Source organism: Actinomadura sp. NPDC048021 (assembly GCF_040653135.1).
GTDB classification, from domain to species: Bacteria; Actinomycetota; Actinomycetes; order Streptosporangiales; family Streptosporangiaceae; genus Spirillospora; species Spirillospora verrucosospora.
In genome coordinates this window covers 17,399-43,281 of sequence record NZ_JBEZJQ010000024.1, presented here as the reverse complement: position 1 = coordinate 43,281, position 25,883 = coordinate 17,399, and the positions used below count along the sequence as shown (strand labels likewise).

Sequence of the window (25,883 nt, the reverse complement as noted above, 5' to 3'; positions counted from 1 at the left end):
CGCATGGCCGAGACCGTGCGACCGCTCATGCCTGCCGACGACATGCCCGCCGACGACATGCCCGCCGACGAGGCGCCTCGCGAGCCGAGCGCGCCCCGTCCGGAGGAGCCGCTGTGGCGCGACGCGCTCGGCCATTGCCTGAGGCGCCTGCGCCTCGAACGGGGCGAGATCCTCGTGGAGACCGCCCGCCGCGCCGGGGTGTCGCCGCAGTACCTCTCGGAGATGGAGCGCGGCGTCAAGGAGCCGTCCAGCGAGATGATCGCCGCCGTCGCCGGCGCGCTGGACGTGACGCTCGGCGACCTGACGCTCGCGATCGCGACGACCCTGCTGGCCGTGCCGGCCGGAAGGGCTCCGGCCGGCCCGACCTGCCAGGCCGCGTACGCCCTGGCGGCGTAGGCGGTCCGCTACGCGGGCATCGGCTGCCGCTCCTCGATCACGTGGTCGATGAGGCCGTAGTCCAGCGCCGTGTGCGCGGTGAACACGCGGTCGCGGTCGGTGTCGGCGCGCAGCGTCGCGATGTCCTGCCCGGTGTGCCGGGACAGGATGCTCTCGATGTCGGCGCGCACCCGGACGACCTCGTCCGCCTGGAGGATGAGGTCCGGGATCGCCCCGCGGCCCTGGCCCATCGGCTGGTGCAGGACGACGCGGGTGTGGGGCAGCGCCGCGCGCTTGCCGGGAGTGCCCGCGGCGAGGAGGACGGCGCCGACGGCGACCGCCTGCCCCACGCACGTCGTCGCCACCTGCGGGCGGATGTAGCGCAGCGTGTCGTACACGGCGAGCATCGCGCTCGGGTCTCCCCCCTCGCAGTTGATGTACAGCTGGATGTCGCGCTCGGGGCTGTCGGACTCCAGGTACAGCAGCTGCGCGACGAGCGCGTTCGCGACGCCCGCGTCGATGGCGGTGCCGAGGTAGATGATCCGCTCCGTCAGCAGGTGCGAGTAGACGTCCATGATGCGCTCGCCGCGGGGGTGCTGCGCGATGACGTTCGGGATCGTGTAGGTGCTCATCGTGCGGCTCCTCCGGACGGGGCGCCGAGCCCCACGGGTCGGTGTCGGGTCGGCATGACCTCGTCGAACGTGCTGACGATCGCATCGACGAAGCCGTATTCGAGCGCTTCGCCCGCCGTGTACCAGCGGTCGTGCAGCGAGTCCTCGAAGACCCGCTCGATGGGCTGGCCGGTGTCCTCGGCGATGAGCCCGAGCACCGTGTCGCGGGTGTGGCGCAGGTCGTTCGCCTGCAGCTCGATGTCGACGGCGGCGCCCGCGATCCCGGCGGAGCCCTGGTGCATCAGCACGCGGGCGTGCGGCATGGCGCGGCGCTTGCCGGGCGTGCCGGACGACAGCAGGAACTGCCCGGCGCTGTAGGCGATGCCGAGCACCAGTGTGGACACGTCGCACGGGATGAGCCGCATGACGTCGCGGATCGCCAGCATCGACGGCACCGACCCGCCGGGGGAATGGATCCACAGCGCGATGTCGGTCGAGGCGTCCTCCCTCGCCAGGATCATCAGCTGCGTCGCCAGCAGCGTGCCGTTGTCGTCGTCCAGCGGGCCGTCGAGGACGAGGACGCGCTGCTGGTAGAGCTCACGCCGCACTCGTTCGTTGAACAACGGGATTGCCTGTTCCTCGCTCATGCCCTTCACTCTGCGCCCGCCCGCGCACCGGTCGAAGCCTGTGCTGCTCTGGGCGGATCCGCCCAGAGCAGCGCGGCCCGCCCGGGTCCGCGCGCCGGGCGGCGTCTTTGCGCCCGCGAGGGCGTGTCGCCAGCTCAGAGCGGGTATCAGCAGTCCTCGGGACATGAGGCCGGGACGGACGCCGGGGGGAAGCCGTGCGCGAGGAGACCAGGGGCTTGGACGCCGAAACGGACGTCGAGCGGCGCGTCCAGCGCGTCGGCACCGGCGCGAGCGACCGGCCCGGGATGCTGGAGACCGAGGCCGGGCCGGGCGGGGACGAGGCCGAGAGCGACGTGCGGGAGCGCGTCCGGCACCTCGGGACGGGCGGGCACGGCGCCGCAGGCGACCGCGCGCCGGAGGCGGCGGGCGAGCGGGCCCGCGCCGATGTCGAGCGGCGCGTCCGGGGTGTGGGGACGGGCGCGAGCCAGGCCGCCGGGACGCTCGGGTCGGATCCGGCGCCCGACACCGGCGGCGCCCGCAGGGACGTCGAGCGCCGCGTCCGGCACCTCGGGACGGGCGCGAGCGGCACCGCCGGGGACGCGACCCGAAGCGAGCAGTGAGCGTGGCGCCGCCGCCGGGCGTCCGGCCGGGGCGAGCCGCGCCGGGGTCAGGAGGAGTCGGACGCGGTGAGCGGGGAGCGGGCGGCCGGGGTGGGCGAGGTCGCCGCGGTGAAGGAGGCGTAGCGGGCGGCGGTGGAGGCCGGGAGCCCGCCCGCCTGGTCGCCGGCCGGGTCCTCGGATGCGCATGACTGGTCGCGGTGCGGCTGGTCTGAAAGTGGCATGTCTCGTCTCCCGAGGCGACCGAAGCAATCGGTCCGCTCGCTACCGCCCCGACCTCGATCTAAACATTCCCCTGGTGCCCGAGGTGCTCGATCGCGCGAAACCGCGGAAGCGAACCCGTCCGGCTCACCGGGTGGTGCTCTGCGTGGCGCGGTAGTGGGACGGGGAGACCCCGTACAGGCCGCGGAACGCCTGGCGCAGCGCCTCCTCGCTGCCGAAGCCGCAGCGGGCCGCGATGGTCTCCACGGTCAGCGCCGTGCCGGTCAGCAGGTGCGCCGCCGCCTCGCCGCGCGCCCGGCGCACGAACCGTCCCGGGGTCATGCCGAGCTCGGCCAGGAACAGGCGGGCCAGGTGGCGCTGGCTCACCCCCGCGCGGGCCGCCAGCGCCGCCGTCGACAGGTCCGCCGCCGGGTTCCCGGCGATGTGCGCGACGGCGTCCTGGACCAGCGAGTTGCGCGCCGAGGGCGCGGTGAACATGCTCATCTGCGCCTGGTTGCCGGGCCGCTGCAGGTACGTCACCAGCTGCCGCGACACGCTCCGGGCCAGGTCGGGGCTCACGTCGGCCTCGATGAACGACAGGGTGAGGTCCAGGGCCGCGGTCACACCGGCGGACGTGCAGACCTTCCCGTCGGAGACGAAGATCGGCCCGCTGTCGAAGTCGACGGCCGGGAACCGGCGCGCCAGGAAGTCGGCGTGCTCCCAGTGGGTCGACGCGCGCCGTCCGTCCAGGAGCCCGGCCGCGGCGAGGACCCCGGCGCCGGTGCACACCGACGCCACGCGGCGGGACTCCAGGCCGAGCCTGCGCACGTGGGCGACCAGCCGGCTGTCCTCCATCGCGTCGACGAAGCCGATGCCCCCCGACACCACCAGCGTGTCGAGCGGCCCGGCGGCGCGCTCCAGCGACCGCTGCGCCTGAAGCGTCAGACCCGTCCCGGTGTGGATCGGCCTGCCGCCCGGCGAGGCCAGGGAGACCTCGTAGACGCCGCGCCCGTTCAGGAAGTTGGCCACCTGGAGCGCCGAGACGACGCAGGCGATGTCCAGCAGTTCGGCCGCCGGGTAGCCCACCACGAGGACGCGACGCATTTCGTGCATGCCGCCACGGTATTGCGCGGGACGACACCTATCACCTATGTCCGATAGACGGCCACCCCAAGTTTTCGGACCTGCCCGCGTCCGGGACTGGCGGAGGGGCCCCGGCGCGCCGACAGTGGTGGCATGGCTACCACGTCCCGCGCCCTGGACCCCGATTCCGGGGCGGCCGCGCACCCGCGCACCCCCTGGCTGCGGCTCACCCTGCACTACGTCGAGATGGTGCTCGCGATGTTCGCCGGAATGCTCGTCTTCGGCGGCCTCCGGGCGCTTCTCGGGCTCACGGTCGCGTTCGACGCGCATCCGGGCGCCCACTACCTGCTCATGGCCACCGACATGGCGGTCGGCATGGCCGCCTGGATGCTGCTGCGCCGCCACGGCCGGGCCTGCACGCTGGAGATGTGCGCCGCGATGTACGTTCCGGCGGTGCTGGTCCCGCTCGTGTGGGCCGACGTCATGAGCGGGATGGCGTTCATGACGGCCGCGCACGTGCTGATGATGGTCGCGATGCTCGCCGTTCTGCTCCGGCGCCGCCGCGAGTACTGCCACTGAGCCGCCGCCATGACCACTCCCGAGATCACGGTCGTCGTCCCGCTGTACGACCGCTTCACCGCCCTGGACGTCGTCGGCCCTTACCAGATGCTGGCCCTCACCCCCGGCGTGCGGGTGGTGTTCGCCGCCGAGAAGGCCGGGCCGGTGCTCGACGACTGCCGCACCCTCCGGCTGACCGCCGTGGGGCTCGACGAGGCGCCGCGCCCGGACGTGGTGGTCGTCCCCGGCGGGCCCGGCACCGTGCACGTGCTCGATGGGGCCCTCCCCGCCTGGTTGCGCGAGGTCCATCCGACCACCCGCTGGACGACCTCGGTGTGCTCCGGTTCCCTCGTCCTCGGAGCGGCGGGCCTCATCGACGGGCTGCGCGCGACCACCCACTACCGGCACCTGGACAAGCTCCCCCTGTTCGGCGCCGTCCCGGCCCAGGAGCGCGTGGTGGTCGAGCGCGAGGCCCGCATCGTGACCGCAGCCGGCGTCTCCAGCGGGATCGACATGGCGCTGCGGCTGGTGGACTTCCTCACCGACACGCGCACCGCCCAGGCCGTCCAACTCTGGACGGAGTACGACCCGCGGCCTCCGTTCGACGCCGGCTCCCCGTCGCGCGCGCCCGCGGACGTCGTGGAACTGGCCGCCGAGTTCGAGACGGCGGCGCTGGAGGCCGCGATGCGCTCCTGAGAGCCGCCGCCGCGCGTCCCGGCCGCTCCGCCGCCGCGCGTCCGGCCGCTCCGCCGGCCGCCGCGCCCCTACAATTCCGTGGGTGACCGCCTACAGTGATCTCGACCCGTTCGGGGACCTGGACGCCTCCGCGCTGCCCCCGCGCCAGCAGCGGATCCTGGCCATGATCCGCGACTGGGCGGTCAGGTACGGGTACGCGCCGAGCACCCGCCAGATCGGCGACGCCGTGGGCCTGCGGTCGCCGTCGTCGGTGTCGCGGCACCTGGCGAACCTGGAGGACAAGGGCTTCCTGCGGCGCGGCGACGCGGTGGCCCGGCCGATCGACGTGCGCGCGTTCCTGCGGGAGGGCCCGGCGCGGGAGCCCGGCGGCGGCCAGGTGCCCGTGCCCGTGGTCGGGGACATCGCCGCCGGCACGCCGATCCCGGCCGAGGAGCACGCCGACGACACGCTGCTGCTGCCCCGCGAGCTCACCGGGCGCGGCACCGTCTTCGGCCTGCGCGTGCGCGGCGACTCCATGGTCGACGCGGCGATCTGCGACGGCGACATCGTCGTGGTCCGCCGGCAGCCCGAGGCCCACTCGGGCCAGATCGTCGCCGCCATGATCGACGGCGAGGCCACCGTGAAGGTCTACCGGCGCCGCGACGGGCACGTCCTGCTCGAACCCCGCAACCCCGCCTACGACGTCATCGACGGCGACGAGGCCGCCGTCCTCGGCGTCGTCGTGTCGGTCCTGCGCAACGTCTGACCCCGCGGCCGCGGGCGGGCGAGGTCAGCGGCGTCCGCCGAACTCCCACTGGTGGACCTCGACGGCGGCGTAGCGGTCCGGGGTGAGGACGGCCCGGGCCGCGTCCGCGTCCGCGGCGCGGACAAGGGCGACCGTGCCGAGCCAGGCCTCGCCGTCGTCGGAGAGCAGGGGGCCGTAGGCGATCAGGTCGTCGTCCGCCGGGACGTCGAGGTCGGCGCCCTCCCCCTCGCCCAGGCCGATGACGAGGAAGCGGTCGCCGCCGGTCCGGCCGCCCGGGAAGTCCCACATCGTGCGGCCCAGCGCGTTGCGCCACCGGCGCACCATGACGTCCCGGTACGCGCCCGCCTGGTAGTTCGGCTCGTCGAAGGCGAACGCGCGGGCGGCGGCGGGGTCGGGCAGGTCCACGATGTGGACGCTGCCGGTGGGGACCTCGCCGACGAAGGTGGGGCCCCGGGCGATCAGCTCCTTGTCGTACCGGTCCATGTAGGACCAGTGCTGCTCCCCCAGTTCCTCGCGGAGCCCGATCGAGCCTGCACGGTCACGGTGGTAGCAGAAGAACTCCATCCGGCTGTTCTACCACCCGCCGAGCTCAGGCGGTCTCGCGCGGGGTGACGGTCATGTGGATGTCCTCGGCGGCCCAGAGGACGAAGCGTTCGATGGGCTCCACCGTCTGGCCGGGCGCCAGGCGGAAGGCGAAGCGCTTGAGCAGGACGGCCAGGACGAGCTGGGCCTCGACCGTCGCGAGCGCGGCGCCCTCGCAGCTGCGCGGGCCGATCCCGAAGGGGATGTAGGCCAGGCGCGGGCGGCCCGCTGACGCCTCCGGAGCGAACCGGCCGGGGTCGAACCGCTGCGGGTCGGGCCAGTAGTCGGGGTTCGTGTGCACGGCCCAGAACGGGTAGAAGACGGTCGTCCCCGCCGGGACGGTGTACTCGCCGAGCACGATGTCCTCGGTGGCCTCCCGCGCGCCGTAGGGTCCCGGCGGGTACAGGCGCATGGTCTCCCTGAGCACCATGTCCAGGTAGGTCAGCCGCCTGAGGTCGCCGTACTCGGGGACGGACCGGTCGCCGAGCACGCGGTCCAGCTCCTCGGCGACGCGCTCGGCGGCGTCCGGGTGCCGGGCCAGCAGGTACAGCGTCCAGGAGATGGCGACGCCGGTGGTGTGGTGGGCGGCGAGCATCGTCATCAGGACCGTGTCGCGGATGCGCGCCGGGGACTCGCCCGCCTCCGCCAGCGCGGCGATCAGGTCGCTGCGCCCGGCCGGCGCCGTCCCGCCCTGCTCGCGGTGCGCGGTGAGCACCTGGTCGACGGTGGCGCGCAGGTAGGCCAGGGCCTCCTGGGCGCGGCTCCCCGGCCCGTCCCCCGCCTGCCCCATGTACTCGGTGAGGACGGTCTCGAACGCCGAGACGACCCGCGCGGCCGAGTCCGGGGACTCCAGGCCGCTGCCGAGCGCGTACTGGCAGATCATGCGCAGCGACAGCTCGCTCAGGTCCCGCTGGAGCGCGACGGGGCCGTCGTGCGCCTCCCACCGGTCGGCCAGCTCGGCGGCGAGCGCGGTGAAGCGGGCGAAGTGCGCCTCGTGGGAGGGGCGCCCGGCCAGCACCGACAGCATGACCCGGCGCCAGGGGCCGTGCTCGTCGGCCGGGATCGTCTGCAGGTTGCCCGACTCCTGGAGGGGCGCCAGGAACTCGAACAGCTTCTCCGGCCGCTTGTTGATCTTCGCGGTGGCCTCCAGCAGCACCGGGTCGGCCACCGACACCGCCATCCCCGCGCCGGGCAGGGGGAACCGCACCACCGGCCCGTACTCGGCGTGCAGCCTCAGCTGGTACTCGTGCAGCCCGCCGGCTTCCGCGATGGCCGCCGCGCCGTCGTCCCGCGCGGGGGGACCGGGGATCGGCGATGGGGTTCCGGCGTCGCTTCGCATTTCGCGTCCTCCGCGTCGGCATCGTCGTTTCGGTTGTTTCCGAGTTGATCGCAATGCTTACATGTCCCGGGTAACTTCGCGACATTTCCCAGACCGGAGGTCGCGTCGCCGCGAACCGGGGAGAGGACGCTGGACACCGTCGATCCGCACACGCCGAACGTCCCGCGGATGTACGACTACCTTCTGGGCGGAAAGGACAACTACGCCGCGGACCGGGAGGCCGTGGAGGAGGTCGTCAAGCACGCTCCCGACACCCCCTTCATGGCGCGCCAGAACCGCGCGTTCCTGCGGCGCGCGGTCCGCTTCCTCGCCGAGTCCGGGATCCGGCAGTTCATCGACATCGGCTCGGGTCTGCCCACCCAGGGCAACGTGCACGAGATCGCCCACCAGGTCGCGCCGGACTCCCACGTCGTCTACGTCGACGTCGAGCCGGTCGTGCTGGTCCACGGGCGGGCGCTGCTCGCGGGAACGCCCGGGGTGACCGTCATCCAGGGCGACGCCCGCCGTCCGGACGAGATCCTGGCGAACCCCGCGCTGAAGGGGCTCATCGACTTCGACCAGCCGGTCGCCGTGCTGATGCTGGCCGTACTGCACTTCATCGGCGACGGCGACGACCCGCCCGGGATCGTGGCGCGGCTCCGCGAGGCGATGGCACCCGGCAGCCACCTGGCGGTGTCGCACGTGACCGGCGACTTCGACGCCGACAGGAGGGTCCGGCACGCGGGCGCCGTGTACGAGCGGGCCACGTACCAGATCACCCTGCGCAGCCACGCGGAGGTCACGCGCCTGTTCGACGGTTTCGAGCTCGTGGAGCCCGGCCTCACCACCCTGTCGATGTGGCGCCCCGACGCGGGCACGGTCGTGCCGCCCCGCGCGGACCGCCAATGGTGCTATGCGGGAGTCGGCCGAAAGCTCTGAACGGCACGGTCGCGCCATTGTCTCCGGCATTTCGGACGAGTCAGACAAAACACATTAAAGGCCCTCGCGAATGCACCGCGCGGCCCGGCCGCGTCACAGGCCGAGGCGGGCGGCGTGGCGGGCCAGGAAGGCGACCACCTCGTCGGCGGGCCGGTCCGGCAGCCCCCACATGATCTCGGTGACCCCGGCCTCCTCCCAGGCGGCGACGTCCTCGGGCGAGGGGCGTGCCGCGGCCAGGACGCAGACCTCCGGCCGGCCCGCGCGCCCCGCGTCCGCCCAGGCCGCGTGCAGGGCGGCGACCTTGGGGAGGATGTCGCGCTCGGTCGGGGTGGTCATCCAGCCGTCGGCGTGGGCGGCGATCCACGCGAGCGTCTTCGGTCCGCCGCCCGCGCCGATCAGCAGCGGGACGTGCGGCTGGACCGGCTTGGGCCACGCCCAGGACGGCCCGAAGGAGACGAACTCCCCCGCGTAGGAGGCCTGCTCCTGCGTCCAGAGCGCCCGCATCGCCTCCACGTACTCGCGCAGCACCGTCCGCCGCCGGTCGGCGGGCACGTTGTGGTCGGCGAGCTCGTCGGTGTTCCAGCCGAACCCCGCGCCGATGGTGACCCGGCCGCCCGACAGGTGGTCGAGCGAGGCGACGGTCTTGGCGAGCGTGATCGGGTCCGACTCCACCGGTAGCGCGACGGCCGTCGCGAGCCGGATCCGCGAGGTGACGGTGACCGCGGACGCCAGCGCGACCCAGGGGTCGAGCGTCCGCGTGTAGCGGTCGTCGGGCAGTGTCTCGTCGCCCGTCCCGGGGTGCGCGGCGTCGCGCCGGACCGGGATGTGGGTGTGCTCGGGCACGTAGAAGGTGTGGAACCCGTTCTCCTCGGCGGCCTGCGCGGCGGCGGCGGGCGTGATGCCCCGGTCACTGGTGAAGAGCACGATGCCGTGTCGCATGCCGCCGATACTAGAACGCGTTCTATCGAGGTGCCGAGGGCGGGGCTAGGGCCGGCGGCCGCCGCGCAGGGCGCGCGGGAGGGCGGTGGCCGCCCGCCCCAGCCTGAAGCTGACCGAGCCGCGGACGGCCTCCAGCTCGCCGCGCGCGCGGGCCAGCCTGTCCTCCGCCTTGGCGAGCCGCTTCTCCGCCCGCGCGAGCCGCTCCTTCAGCCGGCCGGCCTCGTTCGGCGGGCGCGTCGCCCCCATGCCCTTGACGCGGACGAGCCGGCGCCCGGCGACCTGCTGGACCTCGTGCCAGGCGTCGTCCCGCGCCGCCAGCCAGTCCAGGAGGTCATCCTGGACCGCGTCGGCGTCGCCCCAGGTGCCGTAGAGCTTCTGCGTGGTGACGCAGATCGGGCGCAGACCGTCGGTGGCCACCGACTCCCACACCGCGGCGGAGACCCCGGGAGTGTGCTCGGACCGGTAGTCGTCGCAGACGATGAGGCCCCCGGCCGGGAGCAGCACGTGCGCGGCGCGGATGTCGGCCTGCACGTGCTCGTACAGGTGGGACGCGTCCACGTGCACGAAGCGGCAGGTCTCCGGCTGGACGTGGTCCAGGATCAGCGAGGTCGGGCCCTGGACGATCTCCGGGAGCCGGTCGTGGAAGGCGCGGTAGTTCGACTCGAACGCCCGGCGGGTCAGGGTGGAGTAGGAGCCCCGCATCTCCGCCTGGTTGGAGTCGTCGGGGGCGTCGGTGTCGAACAGGTCGCACACGGTGAAGGTCTCGCCCTCCCGCAGGTGGCGGCCCATCAGGATGGCGCTCTTGCCGAGGTAGGAGCCGAGCTCCACCAGGTCGCCGCGCTGGCCGAGCCTCTCCTGGCGTTCCAGGAACCAGGTGAAGAGCAGCTGGTCGATCTTCGGGAACCACCCCTTGACGTCGTCGAGGGAGGAGGGCGGGCCGGTCTCTTGGGTGATCACGTGGGGAGCTCCAACGTCGGTCGTTCTCGGGGCGGCGGGGGACGGGGACGGGGGACGAAAATCGCCATGATAGGTGAGTCGCTCTTCATGGCAACAAAGCCGGATTTCGGCCCCTTGCTGGCCGTGTATCCGGTTCAACGGGCGAGGCGGGGGCGGGGCCGCGCTGTTGACAGGGCGATCGGCGGGCCCGTACGGTTCGGCTGATTCACGGTTGCCCGAGGGAAATCCGGTGAGATGCCGGTGCGGACGCGCCACTGTATCCGGGACGACGATCCCGGGAGCCAGGTCGCTCGGGTGATCGCGACCTCATTGTCCGGGACGCGCAAGATCCCCTACGGAGGCTCCGTGAGCACGCTGTCGGCTCGCCACATTCCCCTTTCCCACCTCGTTCCCTGGCTGCTCGCGGTGCCCGCGCTGCTGCTCCTCGGCTACCTCGTCCTGATGGACAACGGCGCCGTGTCGCAGACCGGCGGCTACCTCCACGAGCTGATGCACGACGGGCGGCACCTGCTCGGCGTGCCCTGCCACTAGACCGCCGCGTGGTACGCACCCTGCTGGTCAGGGGCCTTCTTCTGGGCCTGCTGGCCGGTCTCGTCGCGGGCGCCTTCGCCTTCGCGGTCGGCGAACCCCGCATCGACGAAGCGATCGCCCTGGAGAAGGCCGCCGCCGTGCACGAGCACGGCGCGGCCGCCGAGCCCGAGTCCGCGCCACGCGGGCACGTGGCAGCACACGGGCACGAGTCCGGAACACACGAACAGGAGTCCGGAACACACGAGCACGGCGAGGAGGTGGGCCGGGGCACGCAGAAGGCCGGGCTCTTCCTCGCCACGGGTCTCTACGGCCTCGCGGTGGGCGGCGTGTTCGCGCTCGCCTTCGCGGGGCTGCGGGGGCGCGTCGGGCCGCGCTCGGACGCCGCGCTGGCGCTCGCCGCGGCCGGGACGGCCTTCGCCGCCGTCATCGTCGTGCCGTTCCTGAAGTATCCGGCGAACCCGCCCGCGGTGGGCGACCCGGAGACGATCAACACCCGCACCCTGCTGTACCTGGCGATGATCGGGGTCGGGCTGCTCTCCACCGCCATCGCGGTGACCACGGCGCGCGGCGTGCGCGGCGGGCCGTGGGCGCGCTGGCCGGCGGCCGTCCTCGCGTTCGTCGTCCCGGTGGCGGTGGCGTCGGTGCTGCTGCCGACCGTGGACGAGGTGCCGGACGGGTTCCCCGCCACGCTGCTGTGGCAGTTCCGCATCACCTCGCTCGGGACGCAGCTGGTGTTCTGGGCGTGCTTCGGGACCCTGTTCGGGTGGTTCTGCGACCGGGCCGCCCGGGCCCCGGCGCCGGCGTGAGCGGGCCGCCCTGACCGGCGTGCTGTTCGTCCGGCACGCGACGTCGGCGGGGATGCGGCAAGCCCGCTTCCCCGCCGACCCCGCCGCGGACCCGTCCGGCCTGGCGAGGGCGAGGGCCCTGGCCGGGGCGCTACCGGACGGGGCGGTGTGGACGTCGCCCGCCCGCGCCGCCCGGGAGACCTGCGCCGCGCTCGGCCTCGACGCCCGCCCCGTCGCGGCGCTCGCCGAGGCCGACCACGGCTCCTGGGCGGGGCTCCGCCTCGCGGACGCCGATCCGGACGCGCTGGCCGCCTGGCTGACCGACCCGGACGCCGCGCCCCACGGCGGCGAGAGCCGGTCCGCGCTCGCGGCACGGGTCGCGGCGTGGCTCGGTGGCCGCCCGTCCGGCGTCGCCGTCTGCGACGCGGGCGTGATCCGGGCGGCCCTCGCCCACGCGCTCGGCGCCGGCGTCCTCGCGGCCGACCGGATCGACCTCGCGCCGCTGTCCACCACGAGGCTCACCGCCGCCGGGAGCGGCTGGCGGGTCGCCCATGTCAACCGGAAGGTCCAGGTGTGAACACCGCCTACCCGTTCAGCGCCGTCGTCGGGCTGGACGATCTGAAGCTGGCGCTGCTGCTCAACGCCGTCTCGCCGCGGGTCGGGGGCGTGCTGGTGCGCGGCGAGAAGGGCACCGCCAAGTCGACGATCGTCCGGGCCCTGGCCGCGCAGCTCCCCGCCGTGGACACGGTGCCGGGCTGCCGGTTCGCCTGCGACCCGGCGGCGCCCGACCCGTCCTGCCCGGACGGCCCCCACGAGCCGGGCGGCCCGTCCGAGCGGCGGCCGTCCGCGCTGGTGGAGCTGCCGGTGGGCGCCTCGGAGGACCGGCTCGCGGGGTCGCTGGACGTCGAGCGGGCCCTGACCGAGGGCGTCAAGGCCTTCGAGCCGGGGCTGCTCGCGGCGGCGCACCGCGGCGTCCTGTACGTGGACGAGGTGAACCTCCTGCACGACCATCTGGTCGACCTCCTGCTGGACGCCGCCGCGCTCGGCACCTGCTACGTGGAGCGCGAGTCGGTGTCGGTGCGGCACGCGGCCCGGTTCCTGCTGGTCGGGACGATGAACCCGGAGGAGGGCGAGCTGCGTCCCCAGCTCCTCGACCGCTTCGGGCTGACGGTCGAGGTGCGGGCGTCGCGGGATCCGAAGGAGCGGGCCGAGGTCGTGCGGCGGCGGCTGGCGTTCGAGGCGGACCCCGCCGCGTTCGCCGCGCGCTGGGCGGACGCCGAGGCGGAGCTGGCGGAGCGCATCTCGGCCGCGCGGGACAGGCTCGCCGGGGTCCGGCTGCCGGACGAGCGGCTGGAGCAGATCGCGGCCGTGTGCGCGGGCTTCGAGGTCGACGGACTGCGCGCCGACCTGGTCACGGCCAACGCCGCGCTCGCGCACGCCGCCTGGCACGGGCGCGGCGCGGTGGCCGACGAGGACGTGCGCGCGGCGGCCCGCCTGTCGCTGCCGCACCGGCGCCGCCGCGACCCGTTCGACGCCCCCGGACTGGACGAGGCGCTGCTCGACGAGCTGCTCGACCGCACGTCCCTCGACGATCCTCCCCCGGACGGCGGAGGGGGCGGCCGGCTCCCGTCCCCGCCGCAGGACGGAGCGCCGCAGGACCCTGCCACGTCCCAGGACGCGAGCCCCGAGCGGAACGCGGGCTCGTCGCACGACGCGGGTCCGTCGCAGGACGCGGCCCCCGAACGGAACACGGGTTCGGAGCAGAACACGGCCCCGTCAGAGGACGCGGGCCTGTCGCAGAACGCGGGCCCGGCGCAGGACGCGGGTTCGTCGCGGGACGAGCGGTCCGCCGGCGGGGGTGGGGAGCGGGTCGCTGCGGTCGCCGCGCCGCACGCCGTGCCGCTGCTGGAGGTTCCGGGCGTCGGCGAGGGCACCGCGGGACGGCGGTCGCGGTCGCGGACGGCGCGGGGCCGGGTCACCGGGGCGCGGCGCCCGGCCGCGAAGGTCCGCGACCCCCACGTGGTGGCGACGCTGCTGGCCGCCGCGCCGCGGCAGCGGGCGCGCGGCCGGTCCGGCGCCGGCCTCGTGCTGCGCCCGGACGATCTGCGGGAGGCGGTCCGCGAGGGCCGCGAGGGGAACCTGGTGCTGTTCGTCGTGGACGCCAGCGGCTCGATGGCCGCCCGCCGCCGCATGACGACGGTGAAGACGGCCGTCCTCAGCCTGCTGCTGGACGCCTACCAGCGCCGCGACAAGGTCGGCCTGGTCACCTTCCGGGGGCGCACCGCCGAGCTCGTGCTGCCGCCGACGTCGTCGGTCGAGGCGGGCGCGGCGCGGCTGCGGGCCCTGCCGACCGGGGGCCGCACGCCGCTGGCCGCCGGGCTCGCGCGCGCCGCCGAGGTGCTGCGCGCCGAGCGGCTGCGCGACCCGGCGCGCCGCCCGCTGCTCGTGGTCGTCACCGACGGGCGGGCGACCGCGGGGGGCGACGTGGACCGGGCCGCCGGGCTGCTGGCGGGCACCGCCGGGATCGTCGTGGACTGCGAGGACGGCCCGGTCCGGCTCGGCCTCGCGGGACGGCTCGCGGCCCGGCTCGGGGCGCAGCTCGTCCCGCTCGGCGACCTCGACGGCATCGTCCGCGCCCACCGCGGGCGCGAAAAGGGAAAGGCGGCTTGAGATGCCCCAGGGAAAGCCCGTGTCCGTCCCCGACGACGGCCTCACCACCCGGCAGCGCCGCAACCGGCCCCTGCTGATCGTCCACACCGGTCCCGGGAAGGGGAAGTCGACGGCGGCGTTCGGGATGGCGCTGCGGGCCTGGAACCAGGGCTGGCCGGTCGGGGTGTTCCAGTTCGTGAAGTCGGCCAAGTGGCGGATCGGCGAGGAGCGGGCGCTGCGCGTGCTCGGCGAGAGCGGCGAGGGCGGCCCGGTCGCCTGGCACAAGATGGGCGAGGGCTGGTCATGGATCCAGCGCCCCGGCAGCGAGGAGGACCACGCGGCCGACGCCCGCGAGGGCTGGGCGCAGATCAAGCGGGACCTGGCCGCCGAGACGTACCGTTTCTATGTGCTCGACGAGTTCACCTATCCGCTCAAGTGGGGCTGGCTCGACCTGGACGACGTGGTCGAGACCCTCGCCGCGCGTCCCGGGACCCAGCACGTCGTCGTCACCGGGCGGGACGCGCCCGGCCGGCTGGTCGAGGCCGCCGACCTGGTGACGGAGATGGGCAAGGTCCGGCATCCGATGGACGCCGGGCAGAAGGGGCAGCGGGGCATCGAGTGGTGATCCCCCGGCTGGTCGTCGCCGCGCCGGCGTCCGGCAGCGGCAAGACGACCGTGGCGGCCGGCCTGATCGCGGCGCTGCGGGCGCGCGGCCTCGCCGTGTCGCCGCACAAGGTCGGCCCCGACTACATCGACCCCGGCTACCACGCGCTGGCGGCGGGACGGCCCGGCCGCAACCTGGACCCGTGGCTCGCGGGCGAGGAGCGGATCGCGCCGCTGTTCCTGCACGGCGCCGCCGGCTGCGACGTGGCGGTGGTCGAGGGCGTGATGGGCCTGTTCGACGGGAAGGGCGACACCGGGTTCGCCTCCACGGCGCACGTCGCGCGACTGCTCGCGGCGCCGGTGGTGCTGGTCGTGGACGCCGCGCGGCAGAGCCGGTCGGTGGCGGCGCTCGTGCACGGTTTCGCGACGTTCGAGCCGGGCGTGCGGATCGGCGGCGTCGTGCTCAACCGGGTCGGCTCGGAGCGGCACGAGGAGCTGTGCCGCGGCGCGCTGGAGGCGACGGGCGTGCCGGTGCTCGGCGCGATCCGGCGGGACGACGCGGTCGTGACCCCGTCCCGGCACCTCGGGCTGGTCCCGGCGGCCGAGCGGGGCGCGGAGGCCGTCGGCGCGGTGGAGCGGCTCGGCGCGCTCGTGGAGCGCTCCTGCGACCTGGACGCCCTGCTCCGCCTGGCGGCCGCCGCTCCCCCGCTGCCGGGGCCCGCGTGGGACCCGTCCGAGCAGGTCGTCCCGGTCGAGGGCGGGCCGGTCGTCGCGGTCGCGGGCGGGGCGGCGTTCACCTTCTCCTACGCCGAGCACGTGGAGCTGCTGCGCGCGGCGGGCGCCGACGTGGCCGTCTTCGACCCGCTGCGGGACAAGGCCCTGCCGGACGGGGCGGGCGCGCTCGTCATCGGCGGCGGCTTCCCGGAGGTCCACGCCGCCGAGCTGGCAGCCAACGCGCCGATGCTCGCCGAGGTCGCGGCGTTCCGCGGCCCGATCGCCGCCGAGTGCGCCGGGCTCCTCTACCTGTGCGAGGAACTCGACGGCCGGGCGATGTGCGGGCGGGTGCCGGGCCGCGCGCGGATGACGTCCCGGCTGGCGCTCGGCTACCGGGAGGCGGTCGCGGTGGCCGAGTCGCCGCTGACCCGTCCGGGCGAGCGGTTCCGCGGCCACGAGTTCCACCGGACCGCGCTGGACACCGGCGCCGAGCCGCTGTTCCGGTGGCGCGACGGCCGCGACGGGTACGGCGACGACCGGATCACCGCCTCCTACCTGCACCTGCACTGGGCGGGGTCGCCGGAGGCGGCTCAGCGGCTGGTGTCGTCCTCCAGGTCGCCCTCCGTCTTGAGGTAGACCTCCTGGAGGCCCTGGAGGACCGCCGGGTCGGGGTGCTCCCACATGCCGCGCTCGGCCGCCTCCAGCAGCCGCTCGGCGATGCCGTGCAGCGCCCACGGGTTCGACTGCGCCATGAACGCGCGGTTCTCCTCGTCCAGGACGTAGGCGGCGGTGAGCCTGTCGTACATCCAGTCGGCCATGACGCCCGTGGTGGCGTCGTAGCCGAACAGGTAGTCCACGGTCGCCGCCAGCTCGAACGCGCCCTTGTAGCCGTGCCGGCGCATGGCGGCGAGCCACTGCGGGTTCACGACGCGGGCCCGGAAGATCCGCGCGGTCTCCTCCGAGAGGGTGCGGGTGCGCACGGCGTCCGGGCGGGTGCTGTCGCCGACGTAGGCCTCCGGCGCCCTGCCGGTCAGCGCGCGGACGGTGGCGATCATGCCGCCGTGGTACTGGAAGTAGTCGTCGGAGTCGGCGATGTCGTGCTCGCGGGTGTCGACGTTCTTGGCGGCGACGGCGATGCGCCGGTAGGCGCTCTCCATGTCGGCGCGGGCGGGCACCCCGTCGAGGTCGCGGCCGTAGGCGTGGCCGCCCCACACCGCGTACACCTCGGCGAGGTCGGCGTCGTCGCGCCAGTTGCGGCTGTCGATGAGCGGCAGCAGCCCGGCCCCGTACGCGCCGGGCGCGGACCCGAACACGCGCATCGTGGCGCGCCGCTCGTCGCCGTGCCGCTCCCGGTCGGCCCGCACGTGGGCGCGGACGTGGTTGTCGGCGTCGGGCTCGTCCAGCCCGGCGACGAGCCGGACGGCGTCGTCCAGCATGGCGACGACGTGCGGGAACGCGTCCCGGAAGAAGCCGCTGATGCGGACGGTCACGTCGATGCGCGGCCGGCCGAGCTCGGCGAGCGGGACCGGCTCCAGCGCCGTGACGCGGCGGGACGCCTCGTCCCAGGCCGGGCGGACGCCGAGCAGCGCGAGGACCTCGGCGACGTCGTCGCCCGCCGTGCGCATCGCGCTCGTCCCCCACACCGACAGCCCGACCGAGCGCGGCCACTCCCCGTGGTCGGCGCGGTAGCGCTCCAGGAGCGAGTCCGCCATCGCCTGCCCGGTCTCCCAGGCGAGGCGGCTCGGGACGGCGCGCGGGTCGACCGAGTAGAAGTTGCGGCCGGTCGGCAGGACGTTGACGAGGCCGCGCAGCGGCGACCCGCTCGGGCCCGCCGGGACGTAGCCGCCGTCCAGGGCGTGCAGGACGTGGTCGAGCTCGTCGGTCGTCCGGGCCAGGCGCGGGACGATCTCGGCGGCGGCGAACTCCAGGACCCGCGTCACCGCCTCGCGGCGCTCCGCCGGAACGTCCCGGGCGGCCTCGCGCGCCGCGTCCACGGCCCAGCCGGCGTCCTCCATGGCCTGGACGAGGGCGCGGGCGGCGGCCTCGGCGGCGTCCACGTCGGCGAGCGCCTCGCCGCCGGCCTCGCTGAGCCCGAGCGCCTCCCGCAGGCCGGGCAGCGTCTCGCGCCCCGACCACATCTGGCGGGCGCGGAGCATGGCCAGCACCAGGTCGACGCGGACCGGGCCGGCGGGCGCCTGGCCGAGGACGTGCAGGCCGTCGCGGATCTGCGCGTCCTTCACCTCGCACAGCCAGCCGTCGACGTGCAGGAGGAAGTCGTCGAACTCGGTGTCGTGCGGGCGGTCGTCCAGGCCGAGGTCGTGGTCGAGCTTGGCGGCCTGGATGAGGGTCCAGATCTGGGCGCGGATCGCGGGCAGCTTCGCCGGGTCCATCGCGGCGATCGTCGCGTGCTCGTCCAGGAGCTGTTCGAGGCGGGCGATGTCGCCGTAGGTCTCGGCGCGGGCCATCGGCGGGACCATGTGGTCGACGAGGACGGCGTGCGCGCGGCGCTTGGCCTGCGTGCCCTCGCCGGGGTCGTTGACGAGGAACGGGTAGACCAGCGGGACGTCGCCGAGCGCCGCGTCGGTGCCGCACGACGCCGACATCCCCGCCGCCTTGCCGGGCAGCCACTCCAGGTTGCCGTGCTTGCCGACGTGGACGATCGCGTGCGCGCCGAACTCGTCCGACAGCCACCGGTACGCGGCCAGGTAGTGGTGGCTGGGCGGCAGGTCGGGGTCGTGGTAGATCGCGATGGGGTTCTGCCCGAAGCCGCGCGGCGGCTGCACCATCACGACGAGGTTGCCGGCGCGCAGGGCGGCGAGGACGATGTCGCCGCCCTGGACGAACAGCTCGCCGGGCGGCGGGCCCCAGTGCCGCTCCATCCCCTCGCGCAGGTCGGCGGGCAGGGTGCGGTACCAGCGCTCGTAGGACGCGGCGGAGATGCGGACGGGGTTGCCCGCGAGCTGCTCCTCGGTGAGCCAGTCCTCGTCCTGGCCGCCCGCCGCGATGAGCGCGTGGACGAGCGCGTCGCCGTCCTGCTCGTCGACGCCGGGGAAGCCCTCGCCCAGGTCGTACCCCGCGTCGCGGAGCCGGGCGAGCAGCCGGACGGTGCTCGCCGGGGTGTCGAGACCGACGGCGTTCCCGACGCGGGCGTGCTTGGTCGGGTACGCCGACAGCATCACCACGAGGCGGCGCCCGGCGGCCGGGGTGTGCCGCAGGCGGCCGTGCCGGACCGCGATCCCGGCGACCCGGGCCGCCCGTTCGGAGTCGGCGGCGTAGACGGTGAGCCCGTCCTCGTCGACCTCCTTGAACGAGAACGGGACGGTGATGATCCGCCCGTCGAACTCGGGGATCGCGACCTGCGACGCCGCGTCCAGCGGGGACAGCCCGTCGTCGCTCCCCTCCCAGTCGGACCGGCTCGTGGTGAGGCAGAGGCCCTGCAGGATCGGGACGTCCAGCGCGGCGAGCGCGCCCACGTCCCACGCCTCGTCGTCGCCGCCCGCCCCGGCCGTCGCGGGCCGCGACCCGCCCGCCGCGAGCACCGTCACCACCAGCGCGTCCGCCTGGCGGAGCGTGTCCAGCAGCTCGGGCTCGGCGGTGCGCAGCGACGAGCAGAACACCGGCATGGCGCGCCCGCCGGCGTCCTCCACGGCGGCGCAGAGCGCCTCCACGAACGCGGTGTTGCCCGCCATGTGGTGAGCGCGGTAGTAGAGCACGCCGACCACGGGCCCGCCGCCGTCGCGGGCGGCGCGGTCGAGCCGTCCCCAGGTCGGCGTCGCGGCCGGCGGCGCGAAGCCGCGCCCCGTCAGCAGCACGGTGTCGGACAGGAACGCGTGCAGCTCGGCGAGGTTGGCGGGGCCGCCGTGCGCGAGGTAGGCGTGCGCCTCGGCGCACACGCCGCCGCTGACCGTGGACAGCTCCATCAGCTCGGCGTCGGGGGCCTGCTCGCCGCCGAGGACGACGACCGGCCGGGGGCCCGCGAGGAGCGCGTCGAGACCGTCCTCCCAGGCGCGGCGGCCGCCGAGCAGCCGCACCACGACGAGGTCGGCGCCCTCGGTCAGCCCGGGCAGGTCGGCGGCGGTGAGCCGCGCGGGGTTGCCGAGCCGGTAGGCGGCGCCGGACGCTCGGGCGCTCAGCAGATCGGTGTCGGACGTCGACAGCAACAGGACCGTGCGGCTGTGCTCGGGCACGGCGCATCCTCCCCCTGGGGTCCTCGCCCCGGTCGCGGGTGTCGCGACGGCAGGAGTCTCCTGGCTCCCGGATCGACGCTCGCCCCGGCCTTCCCGTCCTCGCGGACAGTGGCCTACAGCGGGGTTCGCTCCCCGGTCACAGTGGCGGGACCGCGCCGGATTCGCACCGGCTTCCTCCCATTGCCATCGTCTGAGCAGAAGAGTACGGCAGCGCGGTCGCCCTGCAAACTGTGGTTAACATCCTCCCCGTGCCGAATGTCAGAGCCCGTCCCGACGCGTGCCCCGGGGCGCTGCGCACCCACGACGCCGCCGACGGGCCGCTGGCGCGCGTCCGCGTCCCGGGCGGCGCGGTGTCCGCCGCGCAGCTCGCGGTGCTCGGCGCCGCCGCCCGCGAGCTGGGGCGGGACGTGATCGAACTCACGTCCCGCGGCAACCTCCAGGTGCGCGGCGTCCGCGACACCGGAGCGCTCGCGGCCCGGCTGGAGGCCGCCGGGCTGCTTCCGTCGGCGACCCACGAGCGGGTGCGCAACATCGTCGCGTCCCCGCTCGGCGGGCGCGGCCCGCGCGGCGCCCTCGCCACGGATCCGCTGGTCACGGCGCTGGACGAGGCGCTCTGCGCGCGTGCGGAGCTGGCCCGGCTGCCGGGGCGGTTCCTGTTCGCGCTCGACGACGGCACCGGCGACACGGCCGCGCTGGACGCCGACGCGGCCCACACCCCCGGCGGCCTGCGGCTGGCCGGGACGCGGCTCGGGCCCGTCCCCGGCGATCCCGTCGCGGCGCTGCTCGCGGCGGCGGAGGCGTTCCTGGAGGTCAGGGGCGACGCCTGGCGGCTCGCGGAGGTGCCGGACGGCGCGCGGCTCGTCGCCGAGCGGCTGGGCGCGGCCGTGGCGGAGACGCCGCCGCGCCCGGATCCCGCGCCGCCGCACGCCGGGATCCTCGCGCAGCGGGACGGGCTCGCCGCGCTGGAGGCCGTGCCTCCGCTGGGCCGGCTGTCGGGCGCGCAGGCCGAGGCGCTCGCCGGAGTCGCGGACGAGGTGCGGGTGACGCCGTGGCGCAGCGTGGTGGTGCGCGACCTGGAGCGGGACGAGGCGCGCCGCGCGGCGGCGGAGCTCGCGGCGGCGGGGTTCGCGACCGATCCCGCGTCGCCCTGGGTGGGCGTGACGGCCTGCACCGGGAGCCCGGGATGCGCGAAGTCGCGCGGCGACGTGCAGGCCGAGGCGCGGCGCTTCGTGGACGGCCTGGGCCGCGCGCCCGAGACCCCCGTCCACTGGACGGGATGCGAGCGGCGCTGCGGGATGCCCCGCGGCCCGGTCGAGCTGAGGACGGCGGAGGGACAGCAGTGATCGATTACGTCCGGGACGGCGCCGAGATCTACCGGCGGTCGTTCGCGACGATCCGCGCGGAGGCCGACCTGTCGGGACTGCCGGACGACGTGGCGCGGGTCGCGGTCCGCATGATCCACGCCTGCGGCATGACCGATCTGGTCAAGGACCTGGCCTGGTCGCCGGGGGTCGTGGCGCGGGCGCGGGCGGCGCTGCTGGCGGGCGCGCCGGTGCTGTGCGACGCGCGGATGGTCGCCTCCGGCGTGACCCGCGCGCGGCTGCCCGCCGGCAACGAGGTCGTGTGCACGCTCGGCGAGCCGGGCGTGCCGGAGCTGGCCGGGCGGCTCGGCACCACGCGCAGCGCGGCGGCGCTGGAGCTGTGGCGCGACCGGCTCGGCGGCGCGGTCGTCGCGATCGGCAACGCGCCGACCGCGCTGTTCCGGCTGCTGGAGCTGGTGGAGGAGGGCGCGCCGCGCCCGGCGGCGGTCCTCGGGATCCCGGTCGGGTTCATCGGGGCGGCCGAGTCCAAGGAGGCGCTCGCCGCGAGCGGCCTGGACCATCTGGTGGTCCGCGGGCGGCGCGGCGGCAGCGCGATGACGGCGGCGGCGGTCAACGCCATCGCCAGTGAGGCGGAGTGATGGCGGGACGGCTGTTCGGCGTGGGCGTCGGGCCCGGCGACCCCGAGCTGGTCACGGTGAAGGCGGCGCGGCTGATCGGCGAGGCCGACGTGGTGGCCTTCCACTGCGCGCGGCACGGCCGCAGCATCGCCCGGACCGTCGCCGAGCCGTACCTGCGGGACGGGCGGATCGAGGAGCAGCTCGTCTACCCGGTGACGACGGAGACCACCGACCATCCCGGTGGCTACCAGGGGGCGCTGGAGGACTTCTACGCCGACTGCGCCGCCCGCCTCGCCGCGCACCTCGACGCGGGGCGGACGGTCGTGGTGCTCAGCGAGGGCGACCCCCTGTTCTACGGGTCGTACATGCACCTGCACAAGCGGCTCGCGCCGCACTACCCGGCCGAGGTGGTGCCGGGCGTGACGTCGCTGAGCGCCGCGTCCGCGGCGGCGGGGCGACCGCTGGTGGAGCGGGAGGAGACGCTGACCGTCCTGCCCGGGACGCTGGCCGGCGAGGAGCTCGCCGAGCGGCTGCGCAGCGCGGACGCGGCGGCCGTCCTCAAGCTCGGCCGGACGTTCCCCAAGGTCAGGCAGGCGTTCGAGGACGCGGGGCGGCTCGGCGACGGCTGGTACGTCGAGCGGGCCGCCACCGACCGGCAGCGGGTCCTCCCGCTCGCCGACGTCGATCCGGCGGACGTTCCCTACATGGCGCTCGCGCTGCTGACGAGCCCGGCGGAGCGCTCGTTCGCCGCGCCTCCCCCGGCGCGGCCTGAGGGGGCCGGCGGGGTGTGGGTCGTCGGGCTCGGACCGGCGGGCCGGCCGTGGCTGACGCCGGAGGCGCAGGACGTCCTGGCGTCCGCGACCGACCTCGTCGGCTACGGCCCCTACCTGGACCGGGTGCCGCCGAACCCGAGGCAGCGGCGGCACGGGTCCGGCAACCGGGTGGAGGCCGACCGGGCCCGGCACGCGCTGGCGCTCGCGCGGGACGGGGCCCGGGTGGCCGTCGTCTCGTCCGGCGATCCCGGCGTGTTCGCGATGGCCACGGCCGTCCTGGAGGCGGCGGCGGAGGACGAGTTCGCGGACGTGCCGGTGCGGGTCGTGCCGGGGCTGACGGCGGCGCAGGCCGTGGCCGCCCGGGCCGGCGCGCCCCTCGGGCACGACTTCTGCGTCCTGTCGCTGTCGGACATCCTCAAGCCGTGGGACGTGGTGGAGCGGCGGCTCGCCGCCGCCGCCGAGGCCGACCTGGTCCTGGCCCTCTACAACCCCTCGTCGAGCCGGCGCAGGCACCAGCTCCCGGCGGCGCGCGAGCTGCTGCTCAAGCACCGCTCCCCCGAGACCCCGGTGGTCGTCGGGCGGGACGTCGGCGGGCCGGAGGAGAGCGTGACGGTGACGACGCTCGGCGAGCTGGACCCCGCCCGGGTCGACATGCGCTGCCTGCTCATCGTCGGGTCGTCCGCCACCCGGGTGACCGAGCGGGGCGTGGTCTTCACCCCGCGCCGCTACCCCTGAGCCCAGGCCGCGGCGGCCGCCACGTCGGCGGCCGCCGCGACGCCCTCGGGAAGGGCCGGGCGGTCGACCATCACGACCGGCAGCCCGGCCTCGCGGGCGGCGGTGAGCTTCGCGCGGGTCATCGCGCCGCCGCTGTCCTTGGTGACCAGCACGTCCAGGCGGTGCTCGCGGATCAGGGCGCGCTCGCCGTCCACGGTGTAGGGGCCGCGCGCCAGCAGGACGTGCACGTGGGGCGGGACGGGCGGCTCCGGAGGGTCCACCGACCGGGCGAGGAACCACACATCGGTCCGCGCGGCGAACACCGGAAGGCTGCGGCGGCCGGTGGTGAGGAACGCGCGGGCGCCGTCCGGCAGCGCGGCGGCGGCGTCCGGCAGGGACGGGACGCGCCGCCAGTCGTCACCGTCCTCCTCGTCCCAGCCGGGGCGGCGCAGCGCGAGCAGGGGCACGCCCGTCAGCCGCGACGCGTGCGCGGCGGAGGCGCTCATCCGCTCCGCGAACGGGTGGGTCGCGTCGACGAGGCGGTCGATCCGGTGCTCCCGCAGCCACGCGGCGAGCCCTTCGGCGCCGCCGAACCCGCCGATGTGGACCTCGCCGGCGGGCAGGCGCGGGTCCGACACCCTCCCGGCGAGCGAGGAGACGACGTGCACGCCGGTCAGCCGGGCCGCGAGCGCGCGGGCCTCCGCCGTCCCGCCGAGGATCAGGACGCGCCGCACGCCCGGTCCCGGCCGGCGCTGTAGAGGTGGCTGTCGGGGAACGCCGACGCGGTGAGGACGCGGCCGACGACGATCACCGCGGTGCGCCGCACCCCGGCCTCGCGCACCCGGGCGGCGATGTCGGCGAGGGTGCCGCGCAGGACCAGCTCGTCCGGGCGGCTGGCGCGGGCGACGACGGCGACCGGGCAGTCCGCGCCGTAGCGGGGCAGCAGCTCGGCGGCGACCTCCTCGATGCGCTGGACGGCCAGGTGCAGCACCATCGTGGCGCCGCTCGCGCCGAGGGTGGCGAGGTCCTCGCCGTCCGGCATCGGGGTGGCCCGCACGGCCGTGCGGGTCAGGATCACGGTCTGGCCGACGCCGGGGACGGTCAGCTCCCGGCCGAGCGAGGCCGCCGCGGCCGCGAACGCGGGAACGCCGGGGACGACCTCGTACGGCACGCCCGCCGCGTCGAGGCGGCGCATCTGCTCGGCGACCGCGCTGAACACCGACGGGTCGCCCGAGTGCAGCCGCGCGACGTCCAGGCCGCCTTGGTGGGCGGCGGTCAGCTCGGCGACGATCTCGTCCAGCGTCATGTTCGCGGTGTCGACGAGCCGGGCGCCGGGCGGGCACGCCTCCAGCAGTTCGGCCGGCACCAGCGACCCCGCGTACAGGCAGACGGGTGAGGACTCCAGGATCCTCAGGCCGCGCACGGTGATGAGGTCGGCGGCGCCGGGGCCCGCGCCGACGAAGTGGACCGTCACAGGGTGTCCTTCCGCGTCGTCCAGACGGTGACGGGCATGGCGGGGCGCCAGCCGGTGAACCCGCCGAGCGGGGCGGCGCGCTCGACGCCGAGGCGAACCAGCTCGCCGCCGTGGGTCCGGCGGAGCTCGACCACTTTGGCCTCCGATTCGAGGGTGACGGCGTTGGCGACGAGGCGCCCGCCGGGCCGGAGCGCGTCCCAGCAGCGTTCCAGCAGGCCGGGGACGGTGAGCCCGCCGCCGACGAAGACGGCGTCGGGCGGCGGGAGGCCCTCCAGCGCGTCCGGCGCGCGGCCCGCCACGACGCGGACGCCGGGCACCCCGAGGGCCCCGGCGTTGCGGCCGATCCGCTCCGCGCGCTCCGGGCGGCTCTCGACCGCGACCGCCGCGCACGACGGGTGCGCCCGCGCCCACTCGATCGCGACGCTGCCGGACCCGGCGCCCACGTCCCACAGCAGCTCGCCGGGCAGCGGCCCGAGGCGCGACAGCGTCACCGCCCGGACCTCCCGCTTGGTGATCTGCCCGTCGTGCTCGAAGGCGTCGTCGGGCAGCCCGGCGACACGCGGCAGCGGGGCGGCGTCCGGGCCCGGCGCGCACTCGACGGCCACCACCGCGAGCGCCGAGGCGGCCGGGTCCGTCCAGTGGGACGCGACGCCGTGCGCGACCGTCTCGCTCTCCGCGCCGAGGTCGCACAGGACGGTCATCCGGCTGGGGCCGAAACCGCGCCCGGTGAGCAGCGCCGCCACGACCGCCGGGGCCTGCCGCCCCGCGCCGAGGACCAGCACGCGGCGGCCGGGGGCGACGACGGCGTTCAGCGTCTCCGCCGGGCGCCCGACGAGGCTGACGACCTCCACCCGCTCCAGCGGCCAGCCGAGGCGCGCGCACGCCAGCGACGCCGACGACGGGTGCGGCAGCACCCGCAGGCGCCGCGGGCCGACCAGCTCGGCGAGCGTGGAGCCGATCCCGTAGAACATGGGGTCGCCGCTCGCGAGGACGGCGACCGACCGCCCCGCGTACCGCTCGATCAGGCCGGGCAGAGCGGGGAGCAGCGGGGACGGCCAGGGCACGCGCTCGGCGGGGCCGTCCGGGACGAGGGCGAGGTGCCGGGCGCCCCCGAGCAGCACGTCCGCCGCCCGCAGCGCCGCGCGGGAGTCCTCCGCGAGGCCGTCCCACCCGTCGGCTCCGACGCCCACGACGGTGATGACACGCGCGTCCACTGGCCTCCTTGAGCGAAATGCGGCGCCAAGTCTACAACTGGCACACTTGGCCA

The 25,883-nt window shown here is 75.7% G+C and carries 27 protein-coding genes and 2 riboswitches; of the genes, 15 read left to right on the top strand and 12 right to left on the bottom strand.

The features are described from left to right. The first annotated feature begins 3 nt into the window (after positions 1-3). On the top strand, positions 4-396 hold the full coding sequence (locus AB0C87_RS32070) for a helix-turn-helix transcriptional regulator (RefSeq protein ID WP_360580934.1): 393 nt from the start codon (positions 4-6) through the stop codon (positions 394-396). Positions 397-404: 8 nt separating this feature from the next. On the opposite strand, the gene AB0C87_RS32065 is transcribed toward AB0C87_RS32070, so the two are convergent. Continuing rightward, positions 405-1,007 (bottom strand): ATP-dependent Clp protease proteolytic subunit, encoded by a 603-nt coding sequence (locus tag AB0C87_RS32065; protein WP_345183703.1) that lies wholly within the window; start codon positions 1,005-1,007, stop codon positions 405-407. Beyond that, entirely contained in the window at positions 1,004-1,633 is a 630-nt protein-coding gene (locus tag AB0C87_RS32060; protein ID WP_345183701.1) for an ATP-dependent Clp protease proteolytic subunit, read from the bottom strand. Before AB0C87_RS32060 ends, AB0C87_RS32065 begins: the two co-directional genes overlap by 4 nt. A gap of 215 nt (positions 1,634-1,848) precedes the next feature. Here AB0C87_RS32060 and AB0C87_RS32055 point away from each other — a divergent pair, with 215 nt between their 5' ends. Then, positions 1,849-2,232, top strand: coding sequence for a hypothetical protein (locus AB0C87_RS32055; protein WP_360580932.1), 384 nt, complete (start codon positions 1,849-1,851; stop codon positions 2,230-2,232). A gap of 47 nt (positions 2,233-2,279) precedes the next feature. On the opposite strand, the gene AB0C87_RS32050 is transcribed toward AB0C87_RS32055, so the two are convergent. Next, on the bottom strand, positions 2,280-2,453 hold the full coding sequence (locus tag AB0C87_RS32050) for a hypothetical protein (protein ID WP_345183698.1): 174 nt from the start codon (positions 2,451-2,453) through the stop codon (positions 2,280-2,282). Positions 2,454-2,577: 124 nt separating this feature from the next. Beyond that, positions 2,578-3,543: a helix-turn-helix domain-containing protein gene (locus AB0C87_RS32045; RefSeq protein WP_345183696.1), complete on the bottom strand. Its 966-nt coding sequence runs from the start codon at positions 3,541-3,543 to the stop codon at positions 2,578-2,580. A gap of 123 nt (positions 3,544-3,666) precedes the next feature. On the opposite strand from AB0C87_RS32045, the gene AB0C87_RS32040 reads away from it, so the two are divergent. The 3 genes from AB0C87_RS32040 to lexA all read left to right on the top strand — a co-directional run bounded on the left by AB0C87_RS32040 (position 3,667) and on the right by lexA (position 5,512). Then, positions 3,667-4,092 carry an LPXTG cell wall anchor domain-containing protein gene (locus AB0C87_RS32040; protein ID WP_360580929.1) on the top strand — a complete coding sequence of 142 codons (426 nt, stop codon included), beginning with the start codon at positions 3,667-3,669 and terminating at the stop codon, positions 4,090-4,092. A 9-nt stretch (positions 4,093-4,101) separates the two neighbouring features. Next, a complete protein-coding gene (locus AB0C87_RS32035) occupies positions 4,102-4,767 on the top strand; it encodes a DJ-1/PfpI family protein (RefSeq protein ID WP_353833380.1) in 666 nt (221 codons plus the stop codon). An 82-nt stretch (positions 4,768-4,849) separates the two neighbouring features. Further along, the gene (gene lexA, locus AB0C87_RS32030) at positions 4,850-5,512 is read left to right on the top strand and encodes a transcriptional repressor LexA (RefSeq protein WP_360580927.1); all 663 of its coding nucleotides are present in this window, start codon (positions 4,850-4,852) and stop codon (positions 5,510-5,512) included. A gap of 24 nt (positions 5,513-5,536) precedes the next feature. Here the strand turns inward: lexA and AB0C87_RS32025 are convergent, their stop codons facing one another. After that, positions 5,537-6,076, bottom strand: coding sequence for a YciI family protein (locus AB0C87_RS32025; RefSeq protein ID WP_345183688.1), 540 nt, complete (start codon positions 6,074-6,076; stop codon positions 5,537-5,539). Positions 6,077-6,101: 25 nt separating this feature from the next. After that, positions 6,102-7,433, bottom strand: a complete 1,332-nt coding sequence (locus tag AB0C87_RS32020) for a cytochrome P450 (protein WP_345183686.1) — start codon at positions 7,431-7,433, stop codon at positions 6,102-6,104. Between the two features lie 129 nt (positions 7,434-7,562). Between AB0C87_RS32020 and AB0C87_RS32015 the strand changes: the two genes are divergently transcribed. Beyond that, a complete protein-coding gene (locus tag AB0C87_RS32015; protein WP_345183824.1) occupies positions 7,563-8,351 on the top strand; it encodes an SAM-dependent methyltransferase in 789 nt (262 codons plus the stop codon). A gap of 93 nt (positions 8,352-8,444) precedes the next feature. On the opposite strand, the gene AB0C87_RS32010 is transcribed toward AB0C87_RS32015, so the two are convergent. Then, the gene (locus AB0C87_RS32010) at positions 8,445-9,290 is read right to left on the bottom strand and encodes an LLM class F420-dependent oxidoreductase (protein WP_345183684.1); all 846 of its coding nucleotides are present in this window, start codon (positions 9,288-9,290) and stop codon (positions 8,445-8,447) included. A gap of 45 nt (positions 9,291-9,335) precedes the next feature. Continuing rightward, the gene (locus tag AB0C87_RS32005; RefSeq protein WP_353833382.1) at positions 9,336-10,247 is read right to left on the bottom strand and encodes a class I SAM-dependent methyltransferase; all 912 of its coding nucleotides are present in this window, start codon (positions 10,245-10,247) and stop codon (positions 9,336-9,338) included. A 225-nt stretch (positions 10,248-10,472) separates the two neighbouring features. Further along, positions 10,473-10,533: riboswitch (cobalamin riboswitch) on the top strand. A 59-nt stretch (positions 10,534-10,592) separates the two neighbouring features. On the opposite strand from AB0C87_RS32005, the gene AB0C87_RS32000 reads away from it, so the two are divergent. Genes AB0C87_RS32000 through AB0C87_RS31975 form a run of 6 tightly spaced genes read left to right on the top strand, consistent with a single transcriptional unit; the run spans position 10,593 to position 16,165 of the window. Further along, positions 10,593-10,778, top strand: a complete 186-nt coding sequence (locus AB0C87_RS32000) for a CbtB-domain containing protein (protein ID WP_179835852.1) — start codon at positions 10,593-10,595, stop codon at positions 10,776-10,778. A gap of 8 nt (positions 10,779-10,786) precedes the next feature. Next, positions 10,787-11,584 (top strand): CbtA family protein, encoded by a 798-nt coding sequence (locus tag AB0C87_RS31995; RefSeq protein WP_345183679.1) that lies wholly within the window; start codon positions 10,787-10,789, stop codon positions 11,582-11,584. 19 nt (positions 11,585-11,603) lie between these two features. Next, complete coding sequence (locus tag AB0C87_RS31990; RefSeq protein WP_360580923.1) at positions 11,604-12,140, top strand: histidine phosphatase family protein; 537 nt, start codon at positions 11,604-11,606, stop codon at positions 12,138-12,140. Further along, positions 12,137-14,233, top strand: a complete 2,097-nt coding sequence (locus AB0C87_RS31985) for a VWA domain-containing protein (protein WP_360580922.1) — start codon at positions 12,137-12,139, stop codon at positions 14,231-14,233. Before AB0C87_RS31990 ends, AB0C87_RS31985 begins: the two co-directional genes overlap by 4 nt. Before the next feature lies 1 nt (position 14,234). Further along, positions 14,235-14,837: a cob(I)yrinic acid a,c-diamide adenosyltransferase gene (gene cobO, locus AB0C87_RS31980; RefSeq protein WP_353835783.1), complete on the top strand. Its 603-nt coding sequence runs from the start codon at positions 14,235-14,237 to the stop codon at positions 14,835-14,837. Next, on the top strand, positions 14,834-16,165 hold the full coding sequence (locus AB0C87_RS31975) for a cobyrinate a,c-diamide synthase (RefSeq protein WP_360580919.1): 1,332 nt from the start codon (positions 14,834-14,836) through the stop codon (positions 16,163-16,165). Before cobO ends, AB0C87_RS31975 begins: the two co-directional genes overlap by 4 nt. On the opposite strand, the gene cobN is transcribed toward AB0C87_RS31975, so the two are convergent. Beyond that, positions 16,120-19,716, bottom strand: coding sequence for a cobaltochelatase subunit CobN (gene cobN, locus AB0C87_RS31970; RefSeq protein WP_360580917.1), 3,597 nt, complete (start codon positions 19,714-19,716; stop codon positions 16,120-16,122). The two genes, AB0C87_RS31975 and cobN, sit on opposite strands and share 46 nt — an antisense overlap. A 53-nt stretch (positions 19,717-19,769) precedes the next feature. Next, positions 19,770-19,893: riboswitch (cobalamin riboswitch) on the bottom strand. Between the two features lie 71 nt (positions 19,894-19,964). Between cobN and AB0C87_RS31965 the strand changes: the two genes are divergently transcribed. Genes AB0C87_RS31965 through AB0C87_RS31955 form a run of 3 tightly spaced genes read left to right on the top strand, consistent with a single transcriptional unit; the run spans position 19,965 to position 23,163 of the window. After that, positions 19,965-21,059, top strand: a complete 1,095-nt coding sequence (locus AB0C87_RS31965; protein ID WP_345186810.1) for a precorrin-3B synthase — start codon at positions 19,965-19,967, stop codon at positions 21,057-21,059. Further along, a complete protein-coding gene (locus AB0C87_RS31960) occupies positions 21,056-21,676 on the top strand; it encodes a precorrin-8X methylmutase (protein WP_345186813.1) in 621 nt (206 codons plus the stop codon). The genes AB0C87_RS31965 and AB0C87_RS31960 overlap by 4 nt, the downstream gene beginning before the upstream one ends. Next, on the top strand, positions 21,676-23,163 hold the full coding sequence (locus AB0C87_RS31955; RefSeq protein ID WP_345186816.1) for a precorrin-2 C(20)-methyltransferase: 1,488 nt from the start codon (positions 21,676-21,678) through the stop codon (positions 23,161-23,163). The genes AB0C87_RS31960 and AB0C87_RS31955 overlap by 1 nt, the downstream gene beginning before the upstream one ends. Here the strand turns inward: AB0C87_RS31955 and AB0C87_RS31950 are convergent. From AB0C87_RS31950 to cbiE, 3 genes are read right to left on the bottom strand one after another with little or no spacing between them, the layout of a single operon-like run. Next, on the bottom strand, positions 23,154-23,876 hold the full coding sequence (locus AB0C87_RS31950; RefSeq protein WP_345186818.1) for a cobalt-precorrin-6A reductase: 723 nt from the start codon (positions 23,874-23,876) through the stop codon (positions 23,154-23,156). The genes AB0C87_RS31955 and AB0C87_RS31950 overlap by 10 nt on opposite strands. After that, the gene (gene cobM, locus AB0C87_RS31945; RefSeq protein WP_345186820.1) at positions 23,861-24,616 is read right to left on the bottom strand and encodes a precorrin-4 C(11)-methyltransferase; all 756 of its coding nucleotides are present in this window, start codon (positions 24,614-24,616) and stop codon (positions 23,861-23,863) included. Before cobM ends, AB0C87_RS31950 begins: the two co-directional genes overlap by 16 nt. Beyond that, the gene (cbiE, locus tag AB0C87_RS31940; RefSeq protein ID WP_345186822.1) at positions 24,613-25,830 is read right to left on the bottom strand and encodes a precorrin-6y C5,15-methyltransferase (decarboxylating) subunit CbiE; all 1,218 of its coding nucleotides are present in this window, start codon (positions 25,828-25,830) and stop codon (positions 24,613-24,615) included. Before cbiE ends, cobM begins: the two co-directional genes overlap by 4 nt. Positions 25,831-25,883: the final 53 nt, after the last annotated feature.